The sequence below is a fragment of the Bacillus sp. FSL R5-0512 genome, assembly GCF_038593295.1.
Classification (GTDB): Bacteria; Bacillota; Bacilli; order Bacillales; family Bacillaceae; genus Bacillus; species Bacillus safensis.
Map to the genome: position 1 here is coordinate 2516833 of NZ_CP151982.1, position 12486 is coordinate 2529318.

Annotated in this window: 10 protein-coding genes; 6 read left to right on the top strand and 4 right to left on the bottom strand. The window is 37.0% G+C overall.

Annotated elements, in window-relative coordinates:
* Window positions 1-15 precede the first annotated feature (15 nt).
* Both pheS and NSQ25_RS12960 read right to left on the bottom strand, forming a co-directional pair.
* Entirely contained in the window at window positions 16-1050 is a 1035-nt protein-coding gene (gene pheS, locus NSQ25_RS12955; RefSeq protein WP_041107190.1) for a phenylalanine--tRNA ligase subunit alpha, read from the bottom strand.
* A 1213-nt stretch (window positions 1051-2263) separates the two neighbouring features.
* Window positions 2264-6919, bottom strand: a complete 4656-nt coding sequence (locus tag NSQ25_RS12960; RefSeq protein WP_326136177.1) for a type ISP restriction/modification enzyme — start codon at window positions 6917-6919, stop codon at window positions 2264-2266.
* A 169-nt stretch (window positions 6920-7088) separates the two neighbouring features.
* On the opposite strand from NSQ25_RS12960, the gene NSQ25_RS12965 reads away from it, so the two are divergent.
* From NSQ25_RS12965 to NSQ25_RS12985, 5 genes are all read left to right on the top strand, one after another.
* A complete protein-coding gene (locus tag NSQ25_RS12965) occupies window positions 7089-7682 on the top strand; it encodes a DUF6575 domain-containing protein (protein ID WP_326136176.1) in 594 nt (197 codons plus the stop codon).
* A 44-nt stretch (window positions 7683-7726) separates the two neighbouring features.
* Entirely contained in the window at window positions 7727-8041 is a 315-nt protein-coding gene (locus NSQ25_RS12970) for a hypothetical protein (RefSeq protein WP_326136175.1), read from the top strand.
* Between the two features lie 18 nt (window positions 8042-8059).
* The gene (locus NSQ25_RS12975) at window positions 8060-8299 is read left to right on the top strand and encodes a hypothetical protein (protein ID WP_326136174.1); all 240 of its coding nucleotides are present in this window, start codon (window positions 8060-8062) and stop codon (window positions 8297-8299) included.
* An 87-nt stretch (window positions 8300-8386) separates the two neighbouring features.
* Window positions 8387-8761: a zinc-ribbon domain-containing protein gene (locus NSQ25_RS12980; protein WP_326136173.1), complete on the top strand. Its 375-nt coding sequence runs from the start codon at window positions 8387-8389 to the stop codon at window positions 8759-8761.
* Between the two features lie 87 nt (window positions 8762-8848).
* A complete protein-coding gene (locus NSQ25_RS12985; RefSeq protein WP_326136172.1) occupies window positions 8849-9136 on the top strand; it encodes a hypothetical protein in 288 nt (95 codons plus the stop codon).
* A gap of 164 nt (window positions 9137-9300) precedes the next feature.
* Here NSQ25_RS12985 and NSQ25_RS12990 read toward each other — a convergent pair whose 3' ends face one another.
* Window positions 9301-10044, bottom strand: a complete 744-nt coding sequence (locus NSQ25_RS12990; protein WP_041107192.1) for an RNA methyltransferase — start codon at window positions 10042-10044, stop codon at window positions 9301-9303.
* Window positions 10045-10157: 113 nt separating this feature from the next.
* Here NSQ25_RS12990 and sspI point away from each other — a divergent pair, with 113 nt between their 5' ends.
* The gene (gene sspI, locus NSQ25_RS12995) at window positions 10158-10379 is read left to right on the top strand and encodes a small acid-soluble spore protein SspI (protein ID WP_024425725.1); all 222 of its coding nucleotides are present in this window, start codon (window positions 10158-10160) and stop codon (window positions 10377-10379) included.
* A 42-nt stretch (window positions 10380-10421) separates the two neighbouring features.
* Here sspI and cstA read toward each other — a convergent pair whose 3' ends face one another.
* Window positions 10422-12218, bottom strand: coding sequence for a carbon starvation protein CstA (cstA, locus tag NSQ25_RS13000; RefSeq protein ID WP_041086552.1), 1797 nt, complete (start codon window positions 12216-12218; stop codon window positions 10422-10424).
* Between the last annotated feature and the right edge of the window lie 268 nt (window positions 12219-12486).

A 12486-nucleotide genomic window follows, 5' to 3' on the forward strand; every position in this document is an offset into this window, starting at 1 on the left:
GTTGATTTCCTCCTCTTAGTCCTGCTTGAATTGCTTTGTGAATCTAATGTCATTTGTGTAGAAATGGCGAATATCATCAATGCCGTATTTCAGCATCGCGATCCGTTCCACACCCATTCCAAAAGCAAAGCCTTGGTAAGTTTCTGGATCAAACCCGCTCATTTTCAGGACATTCGGATGAACCATTCCTGCACCTAAAATCTCAATCCAGCCTGTTCCTTTACATACAGAACAGCCCTTCCCGCCGCATTTAAAGCAAGACACATCGACTTCGACAGATGGTTCTGTGAAAGGGAAAAAGCTTGGACGCAGTCTAATTTCACGATCTTCCCCAAACATTTTTCTTGCGACTGTCTCCAGCGTTCCTTTTAGATCACTCATGCTAATATTGTGATCGACGACAAGCCCTTCAATTTGCATAAATTGATGTGAATGAGTCGCGTCATCACTGTCACGTCTATATACTTTTCCAGGACAGATGATCTTCACAGGACCTTGTCCTTTATATTTCTCAAGTGTACGTGCTTGTACTGGTGATGTTTGTGTTCTCATCAGTGTATCTTCGGTAATATAGAAGCTGTCCTGCATATCACGTGCCGGATGCTCCTTTGGGAGATTCAGTGCTTCAAAGTTATAATAATCCGTTTCCACTTCAGGACCTTCCTCAACGGTGTAGCCCATTCCGATAAATAAATCTTCAATATCTTCGACAACTATCGTTAATGGATGTCTTGCCCCCATTTTGATTGGACTTGCCGGCAAAGTAACATCGATCGTTTGAGAAGCAAGTTTTTTCTTCACTTCTTCTTTTTCCAGCTGTTCATTTTTTTCAGCAATGGCACTAGCAATCTGCTCTCTTACTTCGTTTGCAAGTGCACCCATTTTCGGTCTTTCTTCTGCGGAGAGCTTGCCCATTCCGCGAAGTACTTCTGTAATCGGTCCTTTTTTCCCTAAGTATTGAACACGAATGTCATTGACCTCTTTGAGCGAGCTAGCTGCTTCAACCTTCGCTATCGCCTCTGTTTCAAGCTGTTTTAACGTTTCTTGCATGAGTGTGATCCTCCTTTTGATATACAAAACCGTTCGGATAAACGGCTGTTTGATCGTTTGAAGACAATAAAAAAACTCGTTCCTCCATAAAAGAAGGGACGAGTTGTGGTCGCGGTACCACCCTTGTTAAGCACAAATGCATGTGCGAATAAGCTTCATTGACATAACGGAATCAAACGAATCCGGTCCACCTTTACGCAAAGCCTGCGGTCCCGGTGACAACTCCAGAGGTGAATTCCTGTTTCAGCATTCCTTAAATGCACTTTCAGTCTACGATGCATTCTCCCTAAAAGGCCGCTTCTTGAAACAATCTTCCTCTATCATGGTTTTTAAAATATTAGTTTTATTATAGTGAAAATAAACGCATGTTGCAACACTTAGCACGTAAGATTCCGGTTCTTAAAATGGGGGGTCGATTCCCTCCTAGGGCGTACCAAACTACTGAAACCATTGCGTTTTTAAAAACGTGATGGTTTTTTATGCTCATTTTTAATAGGTACAGTTCATTCATAAATACCACGAAAAGCACCCATACCTCAAATCGTTCCTATAAATATTTTAGGAGTGATTCCCATCAAACGAAGAAAATCAATCTCCAGTTCACTTGCCAAACAGACCTTCCAATCTATCACTGATGATACACAGAATTCATCATACGAATAAGCAGCAGAGGAATTTTTTAGGCATTGTAAGATTAAAGACTTTCTAATGAAGAGTTGGAGTATTTTAAGAAGTTAAAGGAGTATAATGACAGTTTTACAGAAGCAGATTCTAATAGCTTGAACCTGTTGGTGTAATTTCTGTTTATTTGGTCACGCTTAAAACAAGCACACAACGAATTCAGAATAGAAGACGAAGCTGCTATAAGTCTTGAAAAGCGGATGATATCTATTGATAAACAAATAAACCAGCACATGGTAGTGCTATGTATACCATTGTCTCAGCGGTTACAGTTGGCTAATGACATGGCTAAAGTGATGATTGAAGAAAGAAAATTAGAGCAAATGAATAATCAGAACCAGCAACCTGTAAACCCACTATTGACTCTATTAGATGAGTCGAAGAAATGAATAAAGGAGGATGAAAGTTTTCAATATAGACTATTTATCTGATTAAGTCTGCAGAGCAGTCTAATAAAAAGGATGTTTTATTACAAATAATAAAAAGCATACTTCTAGGGTTAAACCTAAAAGTATGCTAAATTAATTTCTTTTTACTCTTCTATTTCTAATGCTGGTAGACTGTTCACTAAATCCACTGTTTGAACAGATACGTTGATTATACGTAATAGCAAATCAAATATATAGCGTTCGTCATCAGAGAATAAGTTAGGGTCATCTACAATACCAGACTTCTTATCTGTTTTCACTTGATACTGGTCTATTATCCATTCAATAGCTGGGCGACCATTTACGACATAATCATATGCCTTTTCAGGGATATTCTTAATGGTGATGTCACTATTAAAGACAATAGTATCTAATTGTCCACGTTTTGGGTGTTTCATCTTTTGAACTTTATATGAAGGGTTTGTTTTTCCTTCGATAACTAAGTCAGTGAAAGGATCGACAGACTCATAATTCAGATGGAGCTCAGATAGTTTTTGACCTACGTAAACAAATTTATTTTTATCTTTTAGTATAGGAATGCGCGGTACTGATTTTTTCAAATCATTGGCATACCGTTCACGATATTCTGGTGAATGTAAAACCCCATAAACATAGTAAAAAACATCTAAGTCATTTAAACCCAATTTTTCTTTAATTGAATCACTAATATTGCTGTTGTCTGATAAAAGTGTAGACTTGTTAGAATTATCATATAGGAGAAATGCTTGCCCTGTATCCATTAGGTGATAATTAGGGATATTATCAACCATAATTGCTGAAAAATCTCGTTTGATACCTGTTCCTGTAACAAAAATAAGCTTATTGTTTGTCCCCATTTTATCTTTGTATTTTGCAGGATATTCTACTACATCTGAACTATAATACAGCCATTTTTTTGTGAAGGGACGATATTGACTATACCGTATTTTTTTAGCATCAAAATCAAACTTAATCCCACGTTTAAATGAGTTTCTCAACCCTCTTGTCCACTTAACAAAGTTATCAGAAATATTTATAGATGCCAACTTCTCATCTATATCATTGATGTTAGCTAGCCTGCTAATTTCTGAATTATAGTTGTCAATGAGTTTCTCAACCTTTTGCTCAACAGATATCTTTGAAAATCCATACGTCCAAAAATCCCGTGCTGTTTGAGCACCAATTCCATGGTCATTAAATATTCTATCTTCGTTATTAGAAAATAACGGAATATACGAGCTGTAATTTTCATCCCTTTGATTTATCCAATCAAAATTCTCGTCTGGTATAATTTCTTTCCAGTCAATATTGTTTATGGATTTTCTTTCAGAAATTATTTTAAGTTTTTCTTCACGAGTTAGATAATTTCCAATATCGTGATAATAAATTTTGTGATTTTCAGATCCATCCTTAATTAAAAGTGTTATAGCAATAGATGCTCTGCTACCAGATCCAAATATTTTCCCACCTTCTTTTCTTGATTGTTCGCCTTGAGTTCTTTGGTCGCCCCGAAGATTATACACATATATATAATTGAAATCCTCTGCTAAACATTTTCTTAAACCGCTTGTGGCGTTGCTATCAATAAATGAACCATTTGTAACAAACCCAACAATACCTTTTTCACCTAATCTATCTGTTGACCAGCGGAGTGATTTGATATAACTATCATATAGTGTGTTTTTTGCTGTGGAATTAGAAAATTTTGCATAAGTATTAGCGATATCTTCTTCTAACTTTAAATAACGAACGTTTTCATTAGCATCATTAGCATTATTTTTCCCTATTCTATAAGGAGGATTACCTATGATTGCGAAAATAGGGTTTTCCTGTTGCTTTTTAAGCCGAGTATTATTTTCATTAAACAATTCATCTTCAAAAGAGTTTTTTCTTTCGGTAGATTCAAATGTATCAGTCAAAACAATGCCTTCGAATGGCTGATATTCCCCTTCCATAATTGAATGGAATGTTTCTTCTATATTGATAGCAGCTATATAATAACTTAAAAGTACAATCTCATTTGCATGAAGTTCTTGAGTATACTTACGCAACAATTCATTTTTATTAATCAGCCCGCTTTGTAGTAAACGAGTAATGAATGTTCCCGTTCCGGTAAAAGGATCAAGAACATGTACTCCTTCGGTAGATAATGATTTTCCAAAATGTTTTTTTAAAGCATCATTAACTGAATGAATAATAAAGTCTACAACCTCTACAGGTGTAAAAACTATACCTAAACTTTCTGTAGTTTCCTTGAATCCAACTCTAAAGAATTTGTCATAAAGTTGGATGATTATGTCCTGTTTTGCCTTTAAATTATCAATGCCTTGAGCACGTATACGGACGCTTTCATAAAATTCTTGTAGTCTTTCCTGTTCTCTTACTAATCCTTGTTTATCAAGTACACTTAAAATTGATTCCATTGCTTGTGAAACAGGATTGTTATTAACAAAGCTATATGATTCAAATAATGCTTCAAATACTGGTTTAGTTATTAAATGCTGCGCCAACATTTCAATTGCTTGATTATCTGAAATAGTACTGTTGATGTTATAGCGTAAACTATTTACGAACTTCTGAAACTCTTGAAAAGCCTCGCTATTTTTATCATCCAGCATTACTCGAATACGCATCATATGCTGTTGAGCTATTTCTGCAACATCCTTAGACCAATCTTCCCAATATCGTACGTTACCGACTTTTTTAACGATTTTTCCATAAATGGCACGTTCAAGTTCTGACCAATCATCATCAGTAAGTGTGAATGCAAGTTGTTCATTTTCTGGAGAAGGTATCACTAAGTCATCATCAGGAGCATCTCCAACTCCAATAACTTGAACCTGGTCTGGCTTTTTTTTGTTTAATTCAAGTTTGTTTATAGTTGCGTCAAAACGTTCATCTAGAGATCGTAAAGCATTCAACACTTCCCAAACCACTCGATACTTTTCGTTATTATCTAAAACTGTATTAGGATCTACTCCAGAAGGAACTCCTATAGGTAAAATTACATATCCATAATCTTTCCCAGGGGCTTTCCGCATTACTCGTCCAACTGCTTGGGCAATATCAATTTTCGATTTTCTTGGCTTTAAAAACATAACAGCATCTAAATCGGGAACATCGACGCCTTCTGTTAAAAATCTAGCGTTTGACAAGATTCTACATGTACGGTCATTGACTCCAGCTTTTAACCATGAAATCTTTTCATTCTTTTGTAGAGCGTTCATTGAACCATCTGCGTGTTCAATTTCTATATTAAATATATCTGATTGGTCGTTTACTTCGTTTATATATTCATCAACTACACTTGAAAACATATTAGTAATTAACTTCGAGTCCTTAATTGTCCCTGTAAACGCGATTGCTCTCTTCATAGGTTGGCCGATTGTTTCGTTAGTGTTACCTTTCCGCTTAACCAATCCATTCCAGCAACCAATGATTTTAGTAACATCGTCAAATTCCAATTCTGATTCACGAGCAAGCATCTGTTGAAATCTACGAGCAATTACTTCTTCATCTACAGCTAGAACCATTACTTTGTAGTCAGTTAAAATATCTTTTTTAATTGCATCCCCGAATCCTATCCGGTAAAATTCTTCCCCATATATTTCAGAATTACCCATGTCTGAAATTAAGACAGACATTTCCTCTGCTTTCTTTTTCGCATCCTCACCGTACACTCTTGGTGTAGCAGTTTGGTATAAACGTTTAGCAGTTTTAATGTTGTTGTCATCGTGAACCTTCGTAAACGCACTTGCTTCTGTTCCGGACTCAGTAGCACCAGTAGTACGGTGTGCTTCATCACATACAACTAAATCAAACTCATAAAAACCATTTTTTTGTGCTTCAATAATTACGTCAATTGATTGATAAGTTGAGAAAACCACCAAGAATTTACTTGGATTATCACTTAAGTCGATTACATTTTGACGGTCCAATAATTTTTGATAATCAGTCGTAGCTGGATACCCTAGGTCAGCAGCTGCAATATCTTCAAATTCATTTTCACCTGATGTCTTCTTAGTAACTTTTCTATCAGAACAGACAGCAAATGTGTCCATATCTTTACGGTATTTAGAGTCTGCAGTCCAGCCTCTTAATGATTGGGAAAGTAACTGAATACTCGGTACAAGGTATAATACTCTAAACGTCCCATCTTTCTTTTCCGCCATTTCCTCAGCAATCACCAGTGAAGTATAGGTTTTTCCTGTACCAGGTGCCATTATCAATTTTCCACGGTCAACAGTTTCAAATCCGTTTACTACTTTCTCAATAGCAGGAATCTGATGTTTACGTGGTTTTTTTACTGCTTTCAATTCAACTGTCTTGGGATCATCAATCGAGAAATTTGACCAATCAATCTCGCTATCACGTAATTGGGATAAACCTATACGAACAATTTTTTTATCACGATCTAACAAAGCGTTATTTGCATTGCTACTCCATTTATCAGTTGAAGTTACAATAATTCCTTCTGCATAATAACTCTTTCCTACCTCGTTTAAAAAAGAATCAATGTGAGATTTCTGGATTGTTGTGTCCATTGAATAATACTTGCACTGTATAGCAACTAATTCACCGGTTTCTCTTCTTCGTGCAACTAAATCTACACCATTATCCTTCTTAGGGACTCCGTACTCTTCAGGTACACTTCCTAACATCCATACTTCATCAAACAGACGAGCATACATTGGCTCGTTTTTAAGGTATGTGGAAACTAATATCTCAAATAAAGTTCCTCGGTCTCGTTGTTCACGTTTCTCTCTATCAATCTCATTCATCAACGACACGAAGCTCTTTTGATTTGTTAACTTCAAACTCTTCACCCATCTTTCAATTTATAAAAAGCTATTTAAGTATCAATTCAACGCAGTTCTATCAACTACACTATTATTTTATCATGAAAGGGTGTGAACCTGATGGATGTTTTTGTTGGAGAGGAGTAGGAAAGTGAAACAAGATAAAATTTCATATGGGGAACTTGAAAATTCAGAAATGATTAATGTATTTGAGTATTTTGACTTCCCTTTGTTTTTCATTTCTAGGACTCCCGATAATGACTTGTATTTAAATTACTACTTTAAAGAAGTAAGCGATGATGTTGATAAGTGGTTCTTTAGTCGCATCTCAACTAAAGAGCATCTTGAGTTACTTCAACAAAGAATTTCTGTGTTAGGTTTGTTAATGAATTTGAAAAATAAAAATAGGTTAAATTATTTAATTGTTGATTCTACTGTTGAAAATCCAGATGCAGAAATTAATCTTATTAAAGTAGATGATAAAAACTTAAAACCATTGAGTTTTCCTGAGACCGATTTCTTTGTAGAATATGATCACTTAACTGATGAAGAGCTCTACAGGGTAGAGGAAGATGTTATTGACAGTTCTAGATTTAAACTAATCTTAAAGGATGATAATAATAGCCATGATATAGGTTTAAATGTCTTTTTGAAAGTATTGGATCACTTAAAGAAATCCATTAATGGGATTGCCCTTATGATATTGGCAGTAAAGTCATGGATCAGCTCCCTACTCATGAAATAAATTTGAGATTGGATTCCTTACAGCCTTCATCTTTTGGAGTTTAGTTGAAAACAGAGCCCAATGAAGTTTATCTATTTGAAGTACCTGAAAAATCATTAAATAACCTATTCGAGATAATTGATGATATACACAAAAAAGACATTAAAGAGCAGATTGAGATTGATGAGGAATACTCCTTAGAAACAATAAAAAGTATTAAAAATTTATTAAAAGATGTGGTAGATAATAAATTTGCACTTTCATTAGAAGCGAACACTAAGTCGCGTGGTGAAAAATCAGTAGAGTTTGGAAAAGAGTCATATGATAAGTTAGATATGTTGACGCAGATCTTAAAAGAAAAGAGCAAAACATTTACTTAAGAAGTGGAAGTTGAAGGATTGCTTACATCCATTAATACAACCTACAATAGATTTAGAATTTCTACAGATACAATAGGTGAAATTGGCGGTAAAATGTCATCAGATATGTTTAAAAAATTAAAAGATGAAAAAAACCTTCAATTTAGGGTACCAAGCATTATTAAAGCTACTATCACTAAAGAAACTGTGAATGATTATTTAGAAGGTGAACATAACACAAAGTATATCCTGACACACTTTGAACAACCTGATGATTAAAATGGGTGGAATATTAAATATTCCCCTCTCCTTGATCCTTACTCCTTTCGATTGACAAATATAATAGGAGTAGGGAGGTTGGTTTTGGTGAAAAAATCATTACTTGATGTGAGACCAAATCTAAAGAAATACTTTCATCCACAAGATAATAACAACTTAGAATTTCGTGATATTTCATATGGATCAAAAAGCAAAGTGTTTTTTCGCTGTGATAAGTGCAATAAACTTCAATCAGAAAAAGAAGCGAAATCAGTTAATAGTTACACCAAGTTAAACAGAAATAAAGACGCATTTCATAAAAACTTTGAATGTGCGTATTGTAATTACTTGGCAGTAAAGCACCCTGAAATAGCATCAGAATGGGATTGTGAAAGAAATACAGGTACTCCATTTGACTATAAAAGAGGCATCAGGTATAAAGCGTATTGGAAATGTGAACAAGGTCATGAATGGCAAACCTAAATAAATACTCGCACAACTAATCAAACAAGTTGCCCCGAATGTACGAGTTCAACAGGTGAAAAAGCAATCGGGAATATCTTGAGGGAGATGAAAGTCAAATATCAAGCAGAGTACCCTGTATCAATTGATGGGAAAATACGCAGATATGACTTCCACCTACCTAAATATAATGTGTATATCGAGGTTCATGGTAAACAACATTTTCAGGATGCTTTCACTCGATCTGTTGTAGATCAAGAGACGATAGATCAATGTAAGCAAATATATGCTGAAGAAAATGGATATTATATTATGGTGGATTATCGTGAACATGATCCTGTAATTGCAGTAAAGAGATTTTTAATCGAATGGAGAAAGTTCAAAGAAGTAGTATGATATGCTACTTCTTTTTCTATTGACAAAGAACATGATATTTCTTTTTATGGGTGCAATATAGGTTCGTTTTTGAGATAAATAACACGCATTGAATTCCAGTTGAATGATACTTAGCCCTTATGTGCCAATGAATACAGAAGTTTATTCTGCTTTTCGGTGCAACACTATCCACGCAAATGATAAACAAGAACAGCGGCTGCAACAGCTACATTTAATGATTCTGCCTGCCCATACATTGGTACATATAAATTTTGGTCTGTCATTTGCAGAATCTCTGGGTCAATACCAGCCCCTTCATTTCCAACAATTAATGCAAACGGACCTTCTGCCGTTACGCTTCTATACTCTTTCGCATCTTTTAAAGCACTTCCGTATACAGGTATGCCTCGTTCTTTCAGCTCCGTGATCGCCTGTTGAAGAGTTTGCTTTAAGATAGGCAGGTGAAAATGAGACCCTTGTGCCGAACGGAGCGTTTTTCCGTTAAACGCATCAACTGTTCCTTCTCCTACGATCACGGCATCAAGGCCAGCGGCATCTGCTGTTCGAATGAGTGTGCCTAAATTCCCCGGGTCCTGTACTGCGTCTAATAAAAGAAGCCGTTCAACCTTCTTTTCTTCAAAAACAGGAACTGTACAGACTGCGGCAATGTGCTGAGGCGTTTCTGTTTCTGTCATGGCAGAAAAGGCCTCTTCGCTCAGTTCATATAGCTCAATGTCAGGCTGGATATGAGAAGGAAGCTTATCGGGCGAGGTGACCATTAATTCCTTCACGATCCCGCTCTTTAATGCTTCTTCGACTAAATGTATTCCCTCAACGAGAAACAGCCCCGTTTTTGTTCGTTCTTTTTTCGTATGGAGCTTCTTCCACTGTTTAATGTTTGTGTTTTTAGCTGATTCTATATATTTCAAGCGACGTTAACTCCTTTAATTATCATGAATTTATTATATCTCATGCACACTACATAATAAACCTGTCTTTGAGACAGAATAGGGCTATTACCATCAAAAAAGGAGTGTGGGCAATGGATTTTAATTTAAGAGGCGCAGTCATTCAAAACATTACTGGCCATAATCAAGAACAGCTTGAACATACGATTTTAGATGCTATTCAAAGCGGCGAGGAAAAAATGCTGCCAGGCCTTGGCGTGTTGTTCGAAGTGCTATGGCAAGAAGCATCAGAAAACGAGAAAAATGAGATCCTTGAAACATTAGAACAAGGCTTAAAGCCTCAGCAGCAGCAATAAAAGAAGCCGGTTTGCTTATAAAAGCAAGCCGGCCTTTTTCATTTAGCCAGTGATAGGCGTTTCCATCCGAAGCGCTGGATCCCGCCAGATTTCAACCCATTTTTTCATCGCAAACACAATAATCACAAATCCTAAGATCAGCATAATGATCGAAAGCACCGCATTCAGCACGCTGTAACCGGATGCTTCAGGATTGAGATATACATTCGCTACCATCCAATAGCCTGCATAATTCACCGTCACATATAAGTAAGCAAGTGGAATTAAACAAGTCAGCATATATCGCCTTTTATCTGCAATTTTTAATACAACGGTTGCCCCAATGATTAAACCAACCGAGGCCATTAACTGATTTGAAACCCCAAACAGCGCCCAAATAGACCCGATGTCTCCTGAATAAAGTAAGTATCCCCACATAAAACAAGCAAGCGCACTTGCAAACACCGAACCAGGTACCCAGTCAGTTCGTTTAAGCGGTTTATATGCTTCACCTAAGAAGTCTTGAATCAAGTAGCGTGCCACACGTGTCCCCGCATCAATAGCAGTTAAAATAAAGACAGCCTCAAACATAATGACGAACTGGAAGAAGTAAGAAGCCAAATGACTAAAGAACGGAATCCCCGTAAAGATATACGCCATCCCTACCGCCAATGTCACGGCACCACCCGTTCTTCCTTCTAAGTCAAGGCCGATTTCCTTACTCAGCTGTGGAAGGTTTTCGACACTCATACCGAGTGTTCGGAACACTTCTGGTGTACTGTTTATCGCAAAATAATCTCCTGGATGCAGGGCCGTAGCCGCAATTAAAGCCATAATCCCAACTAAGCATTCTACCAGCATTGCGCCAAACGCAACAGGCTTCATATCACTCCAGCGGTCCAGCATCTTAGGCGTTGTCCCAGAACCAACAAATGCGTGGAAACCAGAGATCGCACCGCAAGCAATGGTAATTGAAATAAATGGCCAGACAGGACCAGCTAATACAGGTCCTCCTCCATTCACAAACTCTGTAAACGCGGGGAATTGAATGGACGGATTCACGACAAAGATTCCGGCAATCAGCGCAATGAATACACCAATTTTCATAAAACTACTTAAATAGTCCCTCGGTGCAAGCAGCAGCCAAACTGGCAGAGCCGCAGCAAAAAAGGCATAGATCGGCAGGGCAAGAGCAAGCGTTTTTGTATCAAGTGTTAAAAAATCACCTAGTGCCGTTCCTTGAATATTTGGCCCAAGGAATACACCAAACATCAGCAAAATAAATCCCGCAGATGTCGCCAGCTTTAAATTGCCTGTTTTTTTATAATACAGACCAACCCCCATTGCAATCGGAATCGTGATTCCAACTGCAAATGTCCCCCAAGGGTTACGTTCTAAAGCATGAAGCACAACCATAGACAAACCTGCCATTGTGATGGTAATAATAAACAGCATCGCAAGCCCTGTACAAAAACCAGCGACAGGTCCCAGCTCTTCCTTCGCTACCTCTGATAATGATTTCCCCTTTTTTCGCATCGACGCAAATAAGACGACTAGATCATGTACAGCTCCGCCTATGACTGCACCAATTAAAAGCCAAAGGAGACCAGGTAAATATCCAAATTGAGCGGCTAAAATTGGACCCACTAACGGACCAGCAGCTGCAATCGCAGCAAAGTGATGCCCAAATGTGACCCATTTATTTGTCGGCACATAATCTTTCCCGTCCTCTAGCGTGTGAGCCGGTGTAGGATGATCATCTGTGACCTTTAATACCTTGACCATCATAAATGTGCCATAAAGACGATAGGCAATCGCTAAAATACACATAGATCCTATTACAATTGTAACCGCATTCATTTAACCATCCCCTTTGTATAAACAATTTGTTACAAATATAACATAAATTGATTGATTTTTCTTTCTTTTAAAACCAAGTTGACAAATAAGAATAATGTGTTTATTCTTAAGGTAGCTTCACCTACTTCCATAAACTCTCTTTTGACAGGGCATTCTATGGCTCTGTCCTTTTTATTGCTTTCATCTTACAAAAATAAACGCTCGATCACATGTGCCTTATTCACTAGGAAATACGCTCTTCTTTTACCAAAAACAGTTCTTTTGACTC